This is a genomic window from Echinicola vietnamensis DSM 17526, from assembly GCF_000325705.1.
Classification (GTDB): Bacteria; Bacteroidota; Bacteroidia; order Cytophagales; family Cyclobacteriaceae; genus Echinicola; species Echinicola vietnamensis.
The window spans coordinates 4636714-4652451 of the sequence record NC_019904.1; the positions used below are offsets into that span (position 1 = coordinate 4636714).

13 protein-coding genes are annotated in these 15738 nt (G+C 45.4%); 8 read left to right on the forward strand and 5 right to left on the reverse strand.

All coding sequences use genetic code 11. The annotated features are described in order from the left end of the window. Positions 1 to 2: 2 nt before the first annotated feature. From ECHVI_RS18855 to ECHVI_RS18865, 3 genes are all read right to left on the reverse strand, one after another. Entirely contained in the window at positions 3 to 272 is a 270-nt protein-coding gene (locus ECHVI_RS18855) for a hypothetical protein (RefSeq protein WP_015267633.1), read from the reverse strand. Between the two features lie 437 nt (positions 273 to 709). After that, positions 710 to 1606: an aldo/keto reductase gene (locus ECHVI_RS18860; protein WP_015267634.1), complete on the reverse strand. Its 897-nt coding sequence runs from the start codon at positions 1604 to 1606 to the stop codon at positions 710 to 712. A gap of 15 nt (positions 1607 to 1621) precedes the next feature. Further along, positions 1622 to 2608, reverse strand: coding sequence for an aldo/keto reductase (locus ECHVI_RS18865; RefSeq protein WP_015267635.1), 987 nt, complete (start codon positions 2606 to 2608; stop codon positions 1622 to 1624). A 175-nt stretch (positions 2609 to 2783) separates the two neighbouring features. On the opposite strand from ECHVI_RS18865, the gene ECHVI_RS18870 reads away from it, so the two are divergent. Then, positions 2784 to 3176, forward strand: a complete 393-nt coding sequence (locus tag ECHVI_RS18870; protein WP_015267636.1) for a Dabb family protein — start codon at positions 2784 to 2786, stop codon at positions 3174 to 3176. A 57-nt stretch (positions 3177 to 3233) separates the two neighbouring features. Continuing rightward, on the forward strand, positions 3234 to 5960 hold the full coding sequence (locus ECHVI_RS18875) for a tetratricopeptide repeat-containing hybrid sensor histidine kinase/response regulator (protein ID WP_015267637.1): 2727 nt from the start codon (positions 3234 to 3236) through the stop codon (positions 5958 to 5960). Between the two features lie 164 nt (positions 5961 to 6124). Here ECHVI_RS18875 and hslV read toward each other — a convergent pair whose 3' ends face one another. Both hslV and ECHVI_RS18885 read right to left on the reverse strand, forming a co-directional pair. Continuing rightward, a complete protein-coding gene (gene hslV, locus ECHVI_RS18880) occupies positions 6125 to 6667 on the reverse strand; it encodes an ATP-dependent protease subunit HslV (protein WP_015267638.1) in 543 nt (180 codons plus the stop codon). A gap of 299 nt (positions 6668 to 6966) precedes the next feature. Then, positions 6967 to 8637 carry a pyruvate dehydrogenase complex dihydrolipoamide acetyltransferase gene (locus tag ECHVI_RS18885; RefSeq protein ID WP_041738894.1) on the reverse strand — a complete coding sequence of 557 codons (1671 nt, stop codon included), beginning with the start codon at positions 8635 to 8637 and terminating at the stop codon, positions 6967 to 6969. 123 nt (positions 8638 to 8760) lie between these two features. Here ECHVI_RS18885 and ECHVI_RS18890 point away from each other — a divergent pair, with 123 nt between their 5' ends. The 6 genes from ECHVI_RS18890 to ECHVI_RS18920 all read left to right on the forward strand — a co-directional run bounded on the left by ECHVI_RS18890 (position 8761) and on the right by ECHVI_RS18920 (position 15712). Continuing rightward, positions 8761 to 9720 (forward strand): YheT family hydrolase, encoded by a 960-nt coding sequence (locus ECHVI_RS18890; RefSeq protein WP_041740026.1) that lies wholly within the window; start codon positions 8761 to 8763, stop codon positions 9718 to 9720. Positions 9721 to 9746: 26 nt separating this feature from the next. Further along, on the forward strand, positions 9747 to 10445 hold the full coding sequence (locus tag ECHVI_RS18895; protein ID WP_015267641.1) for an SOS response-associated peptidase: 699 nt from the start codon (positions 9747 to 9749) through the stop codon (positions 10443 to 10445). A gap of 285 nt (positions 10446 to 10730) precedes the next feature. Further along, complete coding sequence (locus tag ECHVI_RS18905; protein ID WP_015267642.1) at positions 10731 to 11729, forward strand: 3-oxoacyl-ACP synthase III family protein; 999 nt, start codon at positions 10731 to 10733, stop codon at positions 11727 to 11729. Between the two features lie 10 nt (positions 11730 to 11739). After that, positions 11740 to 12309, forward strand: a complete 570-nt coding sequence (locus tag ECHVI_RS18910; RefSeq protein WP_015267643.1) for a hypothetical protein — start codon at positions 11740 to 11742, stop codon at positions 12307 to 12309. Positions 12310 to 12409: 100 nt separating this feature from the next. Continuing rightward, on the forward strand, positions 12410 to 13996 hold the full coding sequence (locus ECHVI_RS18915; protein WP_041738900.1) for a toxin-antitoxin system YwqK family antitoxin: 1587 nt from the start codon (positions 12410 to 12412) through the stop codon (positions 13994 to 13996). A gap of 477 nt (positions 13997 to 14473) precedes the next feature. After that, complete coding sequence (locus ECHVI_RS18920; RefSeq protein ID WP_015267645.1) at positions 14474 to 15712, forward strand: ROK family transcriptional regulator; 1239 nt, start codon at positions 14474 to 14476, stop codon at positions 15710 to 15712. Positions 15713 to 15738 lie beyond the last annotated feature (26 nt).

Sequence of the window (15738 nt, forward strand, 5' to 3'; positions counted from 1 at the left end):
ACTTAAGAGAATTCGGGAGGTGGGCAAAATTGGTCGCCCATGACAAAGGCATAATCACTTTCCAAATGAAACCTTGGACTGATTTCTTCATCGGCCAAGATCATTGATAATGCCATCATTTCATTTCGCTTAAAAAATGTTGATTTTTCAGTTTTGTGGTTTTCAGCATTTTCTTCCTCTTCCACCACAGAATAAAACATGGACACATCAGTCTTTGCATCTATAATCGTGACGACTATAGGTGTAAAGATAAATCCAGTGAACAATACCATTAACAGTATTGCTAGATTTTTTCTGATATGTGTGTTACAAATTTTCAAAATAGTTGACAAAACTGCCGTAATCTTATACGTCAAAAATAGCGAAAAGTTTGGGGATTCAATAACCTTCGGCGGTTTATGATTCGGTATTTTATAGCGATAGTGAAATTTTTAGTAAAAGAAGCCTTTATTTTTACACCACTGGTTTTGGCTATCAATCGGTTAGCCACATAATCCTAAACACCTTGCTTTTTTTACCTGAACTCCCTTTTCATCTGGCGACATGGCCTGAGGAAAAGGAAGCATGATTTTCTACCAACAAAAGGGGTTTCTTTTGGTAAGAAATGCGCGCGAGTTGGCCGATACTCCATCGACCAGCGGTCCAAAACATGGGATGCTTTCACTGTTCCCCAATACCAACTGAAAGTCACCCCTACACAAAGGGTGGCTCATCGATGGGCTTCATAAAAATTGGGCTTCAGGTCAGCTTTGAGCTGCTGGATAATGCCATCTACCGCTGGCCCCGCTTCTAATGCTTCCATCGTGCTCAACAGCTGCTCGTATGTTCGAATGCCAGAAACAACAGTTGTCACCGCCGCATGTGCCAACGGGTACTTTAACGCTACTTGCTGAACAGTTTCTTGGTTTTTGCTCAGCGTCATCAGCTTTTCCTTCACCTGGCGAACATCTTTTTCCGACCAGTCTAAATATTCCTTGGCAGGTTTATCCAGCAACATCCCCTTGGCGTATCCTCCGCGCACCAAGACACTGATGCCGTTTTGTTCCAGCAAGTCCAAGACGGATTCTTCCGGTCTTCTGTCTAACAAACTATATTGCAGCATCACTCCTGCTATGTTTGATTTTTCCACATACTGGCGGATGACATTGGGGCGTATGGAAGAAATGCCATATTCTCGGATTTTCCCCTGGGATTTGAGCAATTCAAAGGCTTCAATAGTTTCATCAATCGGGTCATCCAAGGTTCCCCCGTGCAGTTGGTAAAGATCAATATAGTCGGTCTTCAACCGCTTGAGGCTCTTATCGACGGCCTTGAGGATATAGGATTTCCGGGGGTTCCAATCCCAGCCGCTTCCATCAGCCCGTAACTCGTTTCCCACTTTGGTGGCCAGCACCACATCTTGACGAAGCCCTTTCAGCGCCTCTCCCACGACTTTCTCATTTTCGCCTGCATCATACAGGTCTGCCGTATCAAAATAATTGATGCCGTGCTCAATAGCTTGGTGAATGAGTTGTATATTTTCCTTCTTGCTCCCCTTCAGGGACATACAGCCAAACGAAACCTCACTGATTTTGATGTTTGATTTTCCTAACTGGTTATAATGCATAAATGCTTGTTTTAATTACCACAAATGATGTACATCGGGTTTGATATATTGTGCATAGACTGCTTTAACAGCCTCCATTTGCTGAGCGGTCAAGGCAGGTAAGGCCGATGCAAGCAGGTTGGCCTTTACCTGGGATGGCCGAGATGCTCCTGGGATGACCGTACTTACTTGGTCAAACATCAAAATCCAACGTAAAGCCCAAGCCGCCAAAGGTTCCTCTTCTCCCAAAACATCCTTGAGTGCAGCTACTGCTTCCAGTCCCTTCTCAAAATCCACTCCGGAAAATGTCTCTCCTTTATCAAAAGCTTGTCCTTCTCTATTGAAATGACGGTGGTCATTTTTATCAAACACCCTTTCACGGTCCATCTTTCCACTGAGAAGGCCGCTGGCCAAAGGCACCCGAACGATAACACCCACATCTTTGGCTTTGGCTAGTTCAAAAAAGCTGTCGGCTGGCTTTTGACGAAACATGTTGAAGATGATCTGCACCGTTTTCACATTGGGGTAATTCAGCGCCAACTCCGCTTCCGTTACCTTTTCCACACTTACGCCGAGATGCTTGATTTTCCCTTCTTCCTTTAACCGATCAAACAGCTCAAAAATCTCGTCCCGCCGGTACACGGCCGTGGGTGGACAGTGGAGTTGGATCAGATCCAACGTTTCTATTCCAATGTTCTTCAGGCTTGCTTCCACGTATTTCCGAAGAGCTTCAGGGGTATATCCTTCACTCACATGAGGGTTTATCTGCCTGCCACATTTACTGGCCACGTAGAGCTGTTCGCTTCGTTCCTTGAGCAGCCTGCCTACCGCCGCTTCACTTTTTCCATCATCATAGACATCTGCGGTATCGATGAAGTTTACACCACCATCGACGGCTTCATGCAAGATCTTGGCTGCAGCTTTTTCATCAAAGCCTCCTCCCCAGCCGCCACCTACTTGCCAGGTGCCAAGTGAAACTTCTGAAACCTCGATGTCGGTACCTCCTAGTTTTCTATAATTCATATGACTGATATTTTATCCTTTTTTTATACATTAGCAAAGTAAACACTAATAAAATTCAATTATATAGCATGAATAAGCAATTATGTTTATTTGTCGGTTAATGACCCAAAGATGTTTAAGTAATTCCTGAATAACCACTTATTTTTTCAATTAAATTGAAGATATAAAAACAACTATGAAAACCAGAAGATCATTTCTTAATCGATTGGGGGTAATTGGTACGAGCCTTTTTCTCCCGTTAAGCGCCAAAGCAGCTCCTGCTAAAGACTTGTTGATCCATCAGGTCTATTTTTGGCTCAAAGACCCAGAAAAGGACATGAAAAGCTTCCTCAAGGGCTGCGAAGACCTTATCAAAATTGACAGCATCAAGAAGGCTTATATTGGTAAACCCGCAGCCACTGCCAGAAGGGAAGCTGTGGACCATTCCTTTCATGTGTCGCTTACCGTGCATTTTAGGACCATGGAAGACCATAATATTTACCAAATTCATGAAACGCACAAAAAATTCATTGCCAAGCATGAAGAAAAATGGAAAAAGGTGCAGGTCTACGACACCAAAATAGAATAGCCATTCCCCTGTTTACCAACCAGTTCGTCGATTAATAACCCCTAGAAAAAATTCTCGATGAAACTTCTTCGTTTCATATTGATCCTTCAGCTCATTTCGATGATGCCATTCTCTGAGGCGATGTCCTTTCAGGTCAATTCGCCGCACTTGGCCTTATCGTTGGAAGGTAAAATTGATAGCCTGAACAATTGGGCTGAAAAAAACATTGAGAAAGATACCCAGAAAGCCCTTGACAATTCCATCATAGCACTCGATCAAGCCCGAAAAATCAACTACAGCTTAGGCGAAGCAGAAAGCATGATCAATCTGGGCTGGATCTATTTCCGGATGAACCAGTATGCCATGGCCATTGAGTATGCGTTCAAGGGCCACCAAAGCATCGTTCCGCTGAACAACCAGCGGCTATTGGTCAAGTCTCTACTGAATATTGGCGCTATTTATAGCGGAAGCACCGACCAACTTGAGGATGCGCTGGGATATTTTAAACAGGCTTATGAAAAAAGTAAGCCCCTAAATGACAGTATGCTTACCGGAAGGGCGCTAAACAATATTGCTTGGATTTTGACCCAAATGGGCAACTATGGAGAGGCCCGAGACCTGATCACTCCTTACATTAAAAAAGGGAGCAATCAATTTCTTTCATCCTTTGCCCATAGGACGCTGGGGGATATCAATGTGGCAGAAGGGGATACAACAGCAGCTATTGGGAACTACACCGCATGCTACAATATCCTGAAAAACGAGAACGCTTACTACTTCACCACAGTAAGTGTCATCATCCGACTGTCCCGCTTATATTTAGCTTCTGGCCAGTATTATATGGCTAAGCGCTACTTGGACATAGGCAAGACCATCAGCACCCGAAACCAGTATCGGGAGCATATGATGGAGATCAACCAAATGTATGCCCACTATTATGAAGCATTGGGAAATTGGAAGCAAGCCCTCAATTACCAAAAAGAATATACCGCCTTGGAAGACAGCCTCCATGGTGAGCTGAATGCCAAAAGCATGGGCAAGTTGGAAGCACAGTTTGACTTTGACCAGCGCTTGGACGCCATCAATACCGAAATGGCCCTGAACGAAAAACTCATCAATGAAAAACTGCAGCAACAAATCTTCAAAAGGAACATTTTTCTCATTGGTTTTATCCTGATGATTATCCTGGCCACGTTCATCCTGTTTAGCACTTACAGGATCAGAAAGGCCAAACAGCAGGCAGAATCGGCCAACCGGGCAAAATCGGACTTTATCAGCAGCATGAGCCACGAAATCAGGACTCCCCTAAACGGTGTCATCGGCTTTTCAGACCTGCTCAGCTCCACCAGCTTGGACGCCAGCCAAAGACAATACATCAACCTCATCAACCAATCAGCAAAGTCTTTGATGGAAATCGTCAACGATATTCTGGACTTCTCCAAAATAGAAGCCGGCAAGCTTGAAATAGAAAAGGCTCCCACAGAAATGTATGCCTTGGGAATTGAGGCCGTTAACCTGATTGCTTTTCATGCCCACAAGAAAAAACTCGAACTGATCTTGGATATCGACGAGGACATCCCCTTCTCTGTGATGGCCGACCAGCTTAGGCTAAAACAAATCCTGATCAACCTCTTGGGCAATGCGGTGAAATTTACCTCAAAAGGTGAAATCATCCTGAAAATATCCTATGTAAGGTCGCTTCCAAACGGGGAAGCCACCATCCGGTTTATGGTAAAAGACACCGGAACAGGGATTAACAAAAAGAACCAGGCCAAAATATTCAGTGCCTTTACCCAAGAAGATTCTTCCACTAGCCGCAAATTTGGTGGAACCGGACTTGGTCTGGCCATTTCCAAAAAATTACTGGAAATGATGGATAGCCAAATCCATTTGGAAAGTGAAATGGGTAAAGGCAGTACATTTTGGTTTGACCTGGATCTTGTCGTGCTCAAGAAGAATGCCGAGGAAGTCCCTTCTACCCTACTATCCAATCGTCAGGTTCTTGTCATCGATGATAACAAGCGCCATCGTCAAGTCATCAGCACGATTATTAGAAGACTCAAGGGTACCTCCAAATTGGCGAAAAATGATGCGCAAGCCCAGTCATTATTGGAAAAAGAAGGTCCTTTTGACCTGATCTTGATCAATCAAAGCCTCTACAGCATTGATGGCATTTCATTGATCAAAAAACTCCAAGAAAACACCCTGATTCCTGAGACGACCAAGGTCATCCTCATGCACAACGCTTTTGTACGGGACGCCACCCTTCCAGAACACGTGGATGCTTTTCTTATCAAACCCTTTAAGAAACCTGATTTTCTGGACATTGCACAGAAGCTATTCAATACTGAGCCCGTGCATGAAGTAAGCTCAACTATATTGCCCCAGCCAAATGACCTTAAAGAACTCGAAGTCATATCCCCTACTTTTTTAATTGCAGAAGACAATATGGTCAATATGATCCTGACCAAAAAGCTGCTTCGTTCCCTCGTGCCAAAATCAACTATTTTGGAGGCCAAAAACGGAAAGCAGGCGGTGGAAGTGTTCCAAAACAATGAAGTGGACATGATCTTTATGGATATCCAAATGCCCGTGCTAAATGGCTATGAAGCCACCCAAAAGATTCGTGAAATCGAAGGTACTGACAGGCATACTCCGATCATTGCCCTGACAGCCGGAATCTTGAACAATGAAAAACAAAAAAGTCAAACGGCAGGCCTCGACGACTTTACCGCAAAACCAATGGACAAAGAAGCCATCACCAAAATACTGCTCCACCACCTCACCCAGAAAGTGGGGAGCTGACAGTGCATTTTATCTCTTTGGCTACATCCAAATATCCCTAATCAAGCAAGAAGACCACCAGCGTGAAATCATCGGGCACTCTAAGGCCCTTAACTTCGCACTGACTGTCATCTGCTTTAATTCCTTACACGAAATGGCATTGATGGCAAAAAAGCTTCCTTAAATCAAGAGGTCACTTTTTCCACCACCAAATTGTGGTTGGTGTAGATGCAGATATCTGCAGCTATCGTCAGGCTCTCCCTTACCATTTCCTCTGCTGTAAGCTGCGTGGCAAACTTTTTGAACGCTCTGGCCGCGGACTGGGCATACATACTCCCAGAGCCTATCGTCGCAATTTCCATATCCGGTTCGATCACATCTCCTGTCCCGGAAATGATCAGCACATCATCAGCGTCTGCGACGATCATCATCGCCTCCAATTTACTCAGCATACGGTCGGTGCGCCATTCTTTGGCCAATTCTACCGCCGCCCTTTTCATATTATTTCCGTAGGCTCCCAGCTTTTCTTCGAATTTTTCCAACAGCGTAAATGCATCCGCTGTGGAACCTGCAAATCCCGTGACTATTTTTCCGCCTTGGAGTTTCCTCACTTTATTGACACTGCTCTTGGCCACGGTATTGCCCAACGTGGCCTGGCCGTCCGCACCAATGACTACTTCACCGTTATGTTTGATCGCCACTACCGTAGTGGATCTTAATTTTTCCATGTCTTGTTCTATTGTATTGCTAAAATATGAATATGCTTTCTGCTTTATAATTCCCAAATGATCCTGCATGTAGCCTTCAACATTGCGGCATCACTTTCCATGACCGGATCATCTGCGTTCACAACAAGGAACAACATCCACACCCAAAAATAATTTGCCATGCGAAACCGTCGTCCTTGCATAAAACTTCATCCGAATGGGACAAAAACCATACTAAAGGAAAAAGTCCTGTCAGGAATACACCGAACAGGACTTTTTGACATATGTTTACAGCACAGTGGTGTGCCGCTGTTACAAACTTAAATCAAGATTCTCACAGGATCTTCCAATAGTCCCTTGAGGGTTTTAAGGAAACCAGAGCCTACTGCCCCGTCGACCACTCGGTGATCACAAGACAAGGTTACTTTCATCACGTTTCCTACCTGCATCTGACCATCTTTTACGATAACCGTTTCCTTGATTCCTCCCACAGCAAGGATACATGCATCTGGCGGATTTACGATTGCCGTAAATTCTTCAATGCCAAACATCCCCAAGTTTGAAATGGTAAAGGTGTTTCCTTCCCAATCTTTAGGCTGCAGTTCTTTGTTTTTGGCTTTTCCACCAAGGGTTTTGGCTTCTTGGGAAATCTGGGATAACGTCTTGCTGTCCGCGAAACGAATCACCGGTACCAAAAGTCCCTCTTCTACGGCCACGGCCATTCCGATATGAACGTGCTCGTTATAACGGATTTTATCTCCCAGCCAGCTGGAATTCACTTTTGGATGCTGCTTCAGTGAGGCGGCCACCGCTTTGATCACCATGTCATTGAAGGAGATCTTCACTGGAGCAATTTCATTCATGCTTTTTCGCGCTTCGATTGCCTTGTCCATGTTGATCTCCATGGTCAGGTAGAAGTGCGGCGCACTGAACTTACTTTCTGCCAATCGCTTGGCAATGGTTTTCCGCATTTGGGAAACTTTTTCTTCCGTGTATGACTCTTGTCCCACGGCTGCTGGCGCCGCTACACCCGATTGGGCAGCAGGCTGTACCGAAGCAGGGTCAAAGCTCTCCACATCACGCTTGATGATCCTTCCGCCTTCACCAGATCCCTTGATCAATGCGATATCCACACCCTTGTCTTCCGCAAGTTTTTTGGCCAATGGAGAAGCTTTGATTCTGCCATTGTCGGAAGAAGCACTGCTTGAAGAAGTGGTCTGCTTTGCAGTTTCCTCTTTCTTCGGTGCTGGTTTGGATGCTTCTTTTGGAGCTTCTTTCTTTTCTTCTTCCTTGGCTGCAGGTTTTTCGTCACTGCCACCATTGGATTTTTGTTCGTGCGCTTTGAGCAGTTTTTCGTAATCGGCACCTTTCTCCCCGATCACCGCGATCACGCCATCGATCGGCACGCTATCTCCTTCCTGAACACCGATATGCAGCAATACGCCGTCATCATAAGATTCCAGCTCCATGGTAGCCTTATCGGTTTCCACTTCTGCCAAGATATCGCCTGATTTCACTTCATCGCCTTCTTTTTTCAACCAAGAGGCAATGGTACCTTCCTGCATGGTATCACTCATTTTAGGCATGGTGATCAGGTTGGCATTGATATCGGATGTGTCAATTTCTTCTGAAGGATCCGCTTCACTGCTGCTTTCTTCTTTTTTATCTTCTGCAGGAGCTTCCGATTTAGCAGCATCGGCATCTCCGCTGCCTCCACCATCTAGATCTTTGAGCAAGTCATCGATGTCTTCTCCTTTTTCACCGATAATAGCGATTACTCCATTTACTGGGACAGCGTCTTTCTCTTCCACTCCAATGTGCAATAACACCCCTTCATCATAAGACTCCAGCTCCATGGTAGCTTTGTCGGTTTCCACTTCTGCCAAGATGTCCCCGGCTTTTACATCGTCTCCTACTTTCTTTAACCAAGCTGCGATCACCCCTTCTTCCATGGTGTCGCTCATTTTGGGCATTCTTATTACTTCGGCCATAAGTTTTCTATATCCTATTCAATTTTACGCAAGTCAAAAATAGTTCTTAAAATATCTTTATTCAAATTTAATAATGGTAATTTCATGACTGCAAATCATGAAAACGTTTCGATTCTTTCTAAAATGCCTTTGATTACCAACACCTCATATACCGGACCTTCTGTCCTGTTTAACGGTCATTTGCAAACCATCTTTCCCGCGCTGTTCCGCAAGCACTTATCCTTACCCTTTGATAGAGAAAGAATTACCACCCCGGACGGGGACTTCCTCGACCTGGATTGGTTGCGCCAAGATAGTAAAAAACTTGTCATTATCTGTCATGGTCTGGAGGGGGATAGCAGAAGACCCTATATGCGCGGTATGGCCAAACATTTTTTTCAAAATAAATATGATGTGTTGACCTGGAATTTCAGGGGATGCAGCGGCGAACTCAATATCAGACCTTTCTTTTACCATTCCGGAGCTACTTATGACCTGGAGACAGTGGTCAATCATGCAGCGGAAAAATATGCTCAGGTTTACCTGATTGGTTTTAGTCTCGGCGGAAACCTCACCTTAAAGTACCTCGGAGAGCCCCTTCCCAAAAGCTCCAAAATAAAAAAGGCCGTCGCCATCTCCGTGCCCCTTCACCTCAAAAGCAGTTGTACCAAAATCAGCAGCAAGGAAAACCTGATCTACTCCAACCGTTTTTTAAAAACCCTCAAAGTAAAAGTCCAACAGAAAGCCCTCATGTTTCCAGACGACCTGTCTACTGATGGGCTTCAAAAAGTAAAGACCCTTAAGGAATTTGACGATAAATTTACCGGCCCCATGCACGGCTATAGGGATGCCGATCATTATTATGACCAGTGCTCTTCACTGTATTATCTCGATGGCATCACCATCCCTACCTTGATTCTGAATGCCAAAAATGACCCTTTCTTGAGCGAAGAATGCTTTCCCGTGGAGAAAGCCCATTCTCTGGAAAAGGTCTTTATGGAATTCCCTGAAATCGGTGGACACGTGGGGTTTACACCACGAAAACGTAAAGAAATCTACTGGTCAGAAAACCGGGCATTTGAATTTATCGATTCCGATGCTTAATTTACACCAAACTCCCACTGACCACCATGTGTGAACGATATTCTTTAGCCACCACCAAACAAGATTTGGAAAGCCGCTTTGAAGCGGAAATGTTGGACAATTTCCAACCCCGGTACAATATTGCCCCTACCCAGCTTTTGCCCATCATCACTTCTGAAAGTCCGCGGGGGTTTTCCCATTTTTATTGGGGAGTGACGCCGGAATTTTCCAAAAACAAGCCGGTTTCCCAAAAGTACATCAATGCCAAAGCTGAAACCGTTCACCTGAAGGCCTCCAGCAAATCCGCTTTCCAAAGGAGAAGGTGCATCATCCCTGCCGATGGCTATTATATGTGGAAAAAAGTAGGCAAGAAAACCAAAATTCCTTACCGCATTACCTTTCACGACAAGAGGCTGTTCAGCTTTGCGGGGATTTGGGAGGAATTTGAGAGTGAATCCGGCAAGGTGAACCACACGTTTTCCCTGCTGACCACAGAAGCTGACGCCCTCCATCAGGATTTTGGGGATCGGATGCCGGTAATATTAGAGCGGGATCAAGAAAAAATATGGCTGGACAAATTCAAAGGCACCGACCAGCTGCTGGCCGTTCTCCATGGCCCGGACGCGGGAAGCATGACCGCCTACACCGTCTCGCAAATGGTCAATCAGATCAATGTGGACGCTGAATTCCTCCTCAAAAAGACCGGCCCAATGGACCAGTTCGGAAACTATACCCTCTTTGGGTAAAGAATATAAGCGTTCGATGAGTTAACGTTCAGCATGTAGCACACCCGACGCCTCGCCCCGGAGGGGCAATACATTCATAGCCATTCGACCTCCCCTTTCTTTCCCAAAGGAAGCGCTTCCCTCCGTTTCATTTTTTTTTGCAAAAGCATTTTTTATAGCCATTCCCATCTCGAATATTCCATTTCCCCATGAAAATTCACAAAGATGGTGCATATTTGTACCCTAGGTCATGCATTTCAAATGGCCATTTTAAGCTGCTAAAGGCTGAAATTAACCAAACTGATCATGAAAAAATCCAAAATAATCGGTGTGGGCCACTACGTCCCCGAAAACATCGTCACCAATGACGACCTCACCAAGATGATGGACACCAATGACCAATGGATCACGGAACGAACCGGCATCAAAGAGCGCAGATGGTTTACCCCGGGAGTGGATACAGTAGCCAACATGTCCACCAAGGCCACCAAAATGGCTGCCGATCGTGCCGGGATTGCTCTTGACGACATTGACTTCATTATTTTTGCGACCAGCACCCCTGATTATTTTGCCCCTGGCAATGGGGTTTTGCTGCAGCGGGAACTTGGCCTACAGGGCATTGGTGCCTTGGATATCAGAAATGCATGTTCCGGTTTTATTTACGGACTGTCTGTCGCCGATCAATTTATCAAAACGGGCATGTACAAGACCATCCTTTTGGTCGGTGCAGAAATCCAGTCCTCTGCCTTGGATAAAAGCACCGCAGGAAGGTCCAATGCGGTGATCTTTGCGGACGGCGCAGGTGCTGCCATCATCCAGGCGACCGATGGGGAACAGCAAGGCATTCTCTCCAGCCATTTGCATGCTGATGGCGATTATGCCGAAGAATTGTACCTCAAGGATCCGGGCAGCAGCCGAGAAGTGCGGCTTTCGCCAGAAATGGTAGATGATGACAGTTTCAGAATGCAGATGAACGGCAATGTGGTATTTAAACATGCCGTAGTTCGCTTTCATGAAGTCATTCAGGAGGCCCTTACTGCCAATAACAAAACGGTCGGTGACTTGGACCTCCTCGTCCCCCACCAAGCCAACCTGCGGATCAGCCAATTTATTCAGCAAAAATTTGGCCTCTCTGACGAAAAAGTATTCAACAATATCCAGCGATACGGCAACACCACGGCCGCTACCATCCCGCTTGCGCTCAGCGAAGCGTGGGAACAGGGAAGGTTAAAAGAAGGCGATTTGGTGTGTTTGGCAGCCTTTGGAAGTGGCTTTGCCTGGGGGTCGGTATTGCTTTACTGGTAAGCCTGCCAATATGGAGGAAGGAAAGATCAACTTACATATTTTGGAAGATGAAAATTTGTTTTTGGGCATCCATCGCCTCAAGACACAATTCGTCTCGCTGTTTTCGGGCATTGCCAATCAAATCAGCGACCAAGAACTGGCCATCTTTCATCCCGCAGCACAGGGCAGCAAAATCACCAAAGGCAACGAACTACAACATTGCCCTTACCAAGTATTGGATTTGGTGAGAAACTTTGATAAGAAAGAGGGCTTTAACATTCGCTTTCTCAATTGGTGGGGAAATGGCCTTTATGTCCTGGTATTTTTTGGGAGTGAGCGACCGCCCAAAAAGGAGGTTTTCAATGGCTACCAACAGCATGGTTTCGAAACTTGCATTACTGGCTCTCCATGGGATTACACGGGCATTATCAAGCATGGCCGGCGCACGTTATCCATCGCGCATGAGGAACTTCCCCATCATGTCAAGCGCTATCGCCACCTGCAAATGGTCAAACATATTCCTTTCCCTGCCGACCTGGAAAAACTCCGCGAACACATCACTGCAGAATGGCTTTCTTTGAAGAAGATTCACGATATCTAATCGTTTTTTTTAAAGAATTAATTCTAATTTAGAAACAAGAAAAGAACAGAAAACGTAAACCCCTCATACAAAAACCTATCAGAAACGCTCTATAACGCTAATGAAGTATCTTTTTATAATATGTTGTCTTTTGGCGAGTACCACCTTCAGTTATTCGCAGAAAAAAGCTGTACAAATATACAATGCCGACTCCTCAGTAGTGGCCTCAGGCGTAGTGGTAGACGGCAAAATGGAAGGATTATGGCAGCTTAACTCGCCCAAAGATGAAAGGCTTTTGGAAGAAGGTTATCTCAAGGCCGGTAAAAAGGACGGCACTTGGACGACCTATTACGCCAATGGCACGAAACACATCGTGGCGGAATACCGCAACGGCAACCTCACCGGGCCATTTAAAGAATATGACAAAGAAGGCTACCTGCTGGTAGATGCCACCTATAAGGATAGTGTCGCTGTGGGCGAATACAAAGAGTATTACGGTGCCAGCGTGGCCGTTTACGGGTACAACCCCTCCAGGAGACGAAAGCGAGAAGGACAGTTCAAAGCCGGTATGCTGGACGGTGAATGGCTCTCCTATTATGAAAGTGGTCAGCTGGCCATTAAGAGCACTTACAAGGAAGGAGAATTACACGGGCCATACTTGGAATACAGCCGTGAAGGCCAACTCGTCATCGAAGTCAATTATGTAGAAGGAGAACCTGATGGCAATTTCACCCGCTATTCGATCGATAATGTGGTCGAGCAAACGGGAGAATACACCAACGGGAAAAAGACCGGCACCTGGACCACTTATTTTCCTGGCTCTAAGACCGTCGCTTCCGAAGAGCAGTATGACGAAAATGGCCATAAAACGGGCACTTGGAAGTATTATTATGAAAACCGAAGGCTCGCCAGAGTAGAACGCTATGAAAACGATATTCCAGTAGGCACTTGGGAAGAGTATTTTCCCAATAAAAACCTGGCCAAGCGCAAAGTCTATGAGCTGGGAATGCCGGTCGGAGAATACCAAGAAAACCATGAAGATGGCGAACCTTCCGTCCGCGGCCAGTATTCCGGTGGGGTAAAAACAGGCCTATGGAAAAGTTATTACACTGATGGGCAGCTCTATTCCATTGGAGAATATAAAAATGGTGTAAAATCAGGGCTTTGGAAATATTTTAATAAAATAGGCATCCTCATCGCTGAAGGAGAATATGAACTTGGCTCCGAACACGGCCAATGGTTCTATTACTACGATGGTGGCCAGTTAAAATCTGTCGGCAGTTATTTTTACGGCTTTGAGGAAGGCACTTGGGGCCTTTTCTATGACAATAAAAACCTTACGCAGGAAGAGTACTGGAGCAATGGCAGGCTGATGAATGTGAGCGAATACCACACCTATAACGGTAAAAGCACCTTGGACAAGGGGACCCTTAAAGACGGTGAAGGCACCCGTTTCACGTATTATGTCAACGGCACCAAAGAATCAGAAGGCACTTACTCCTTTGGCAAGCAAACGGGAAAGTGGACGTACTATCATGACAATGGAAAAATCGCGTCTTCTGGAAACATGGAGGACGGTAAGAAAGAAGGCCGGTGGAACTATTACACACGTTCTGGCAAATTGGCTGAAATCATTACCTTTAAGGATGATGAGATCGTCCCGGACAAACTGCCCGAACCCGATCTACCCTTCCAAACATTTGATTAGCAATACCACCTTCAGGCATCAATGCTTCAAGTGAACAAAACCCTGTTTCTACATATGTTGGAGCAGGGTTTTGTGCTTTTAGAATAGGACATTGAGCAAGGCAAGTGCAGATCAAGCCATATTTCTGAGGGTAAGGTTTATCTTCATGGGGAATCCCCCTGCTCTGGAAACTTCAATGAACACACGGAATTTGGTATGTAGCACACCCGATGCCTCGCCCCAGAGGGGCTACACATCCATAGCCATTTTTATTTTCAAAATTTTCATTTTTCATTCCACACTTCGTTTATTAGAGGACTTTTGTTCTTCCTTTTTCACCATTAATTGAGTACATTTCTTAACAATCTCTCCGATAACAGCACCTACCAATCAATATTTTAACATAAACACATAAATCTTTTTTAATTTTTTTATAAAAGTATTTTTTATATTGAGGCATATTTTGTTTATTTGAATACCCTAATAAATAAAACATACATGAATTTAATCGATCCAAAAAAGAGCCTAGACGAAAAAGAGGGAGTAGTAGAAATCAAAAACTACCTCAACAAAATCAAAATCATTAAGAATCTCTATATGAATGGTAGCAATACCGCAAGTGAGATTTGTAATGAGGTAGGCATCAGTTTGCCTACTGTAAACTCCTTACTGACTGATCTGATCAAAGCCGGAAAGCTCGTCAAACAAGGCCGAGCAGAATCACAAGGTGGCCGAAAGCCCGACCTTTACAGATTGGCACAAGATTCTTTCTATGTCTTGGCGCTTGATATAAGCAAGTTTGTGGTTCGTGCGGCCATATATGACAGTTCAAACCAAGCCGTCACTGAAACGGGTACCTTTAAAATCACCTTGAACAACGAAAAATCCACGTTCGATAAAATAGGTGATTTCATGGAGACCTACATGCAGGAATCAGGGATTCCGAACGAAAAAATCATTGCGATCGGCATGTCCATGCCGGGATTGGTGGACTCCGTAAATGGCGTAAACCATACTTACCTGAAGTTTGGCAAGAAAAGCTTGGTCGAAAATTTTGAAGCACGTTTTGACAGAAAAGTTTTCATAGAAAACGATGCCCGCGCGATGACCTTGGCCGAATTCAAGTTTAGCCAAGATCAAAAATACAACAACGTCCTCGGCATCTTTGTAGGTTGGGGAATCGGCTTGGGCATCATCATTGACGGCAAGCTCTACCGGGGCGGAGCTGGGTTTGCGGGCGAGTTCAGCCACTCCCCCATTTTCGAATCCCGGGAGATTTCCTGTACCTGTGGCAAAAAGGGCTGTCTCGAAGCAGTGGCTTCTGGCACCGCCATGGTAAGAATGGCCGAAGAAGCCATCGAAAAAGACAGCGACTCTATCCTGAGCCGTATGGCCAGGGAGCGTGGGGAAGGCATTGATCCTTCCCTGATCGTGGATGCCGCACTGGCGGGAGACCAACGGGCCATCACCATCCTTTCGGATGTGGGACTGGATTTGGGCAGGGGAATTTCCATTCTGATCCAATTGCTCAACCCAGACTTGATCATCGTGGGGGGCAGCGTGGCAGAAGCGCAGCAATACCTGATCACACCGATCCAGCAGGCCCTGAACATTTTCAGCATGGCCAAGTCCCGTGAAAAGTCCGAACTGACCCTGTACAAACTGGGCAAGGAAGTGGGACTATTGGGCGGAGTTGCCGTAGTGATCGAGAATATATTTGAAGATATTATCAACTGATCCGGGTAGCAGCGAATACTGCATGC

What these genes read in the sequence shown, in the direction of transcription:
- ECHVI_RS18855 (WP_015267633.1), bottom strand. Translation starts at nt 272, where the DNA reads ATGGTATTGTTCACTGGATTTATCTTTACACCTATAGTCGTCACGATT.
- ECHVI_RS18860 (WP_015267634.1), bottom strand. Translation starts at nt 1,606, where the DNA reads ATGCATTATAACCAGTTAGGAAAATCAAACATCAAAATCAGTGAGGTT.
- ECHVI_RS18865 (WP_015267635.1), bottom strand. Translation starts at nt 2,608, where the DNA reads ATGAATTATAGAAAACTAGGAGGTACCGACATCGAGGTTTCAGAAGTT.
- ECHVI_RS18870 (WP_015267636.1), top strand. Translation starts at nt 2,784, where the DNA reads ATGAAAACCAGAAGATCATTTCTTAATCGATTGGGGGTAATTGGTACG.
- ECHVI_RS18875 (WP_015267637.1), top strand. Translation starts at nt 3,234, where the DNA reads ATGAAACTTCTTCGTTTCATATTGATCCTTCAGCTCATTTCGATGATG.
- hslV (WP_015267638.1), bottom strand. Translation starts at nt 6,667, where the DNA reads ATGGAAAAATTAAGATCCACTACGGTAGTGGCGATCAAACATAACGGT.
- ECHVI_RS18885 (WP_041738894.1), bottom strand. Translation starts at nt 8,637, where the DNA reads ATGGCCGAAGTAATAAGAATGCCCAAAATGAGCGACACCATGGAAGAA.
- ECHVI_RS18890 (WP_041740026.1), top strand. Translation starts at nt 8,761, where the DNA reads ATGCCTTTGATTACCAACACCTCATATACCGGACCTTCTGTCCTGTTT.
- ECHVI_RS18895 (WP_015267641.1), top strand. Translation starts at nt 9,747, where the DNA reads ATGTGTGAACGATATTCTTTAGCCACCACCAAACAAGATTTGGAAAGC.
- ECHVI_RS18905 (WP_015267642.1), top strand. Translation starts at nt 10,731, where the DNA reads ATGAAAAAATCCAAAATAATCGGTGTGGGCCACTACGTCCCCGAAAAC.
- ECHVI_RS18910 (WP_015267643.1), top strand. Translation starts at nt 11,740, where the DNA reads ATGGAGGAAGGAAAGATCAACTTACATATTTTGGAAGATGAAAATTTG.
- ECHVI_RS18915 (WP_041738900.1), top strand. Translation starts at nt 12,410, where the DNA reads ATGAAGTATCTTTTTATAATATGTTGTCTTTTGGCGAGTACCACCTTC.
- ECHVI_RS18920 (WP_015267645.1), top strand. Translation starts at nt 14,474, where the DNA reads ATGAATTTAATCGATCCAAAAAAGAGCCTAGACGAAAAAGAGGGAGTA.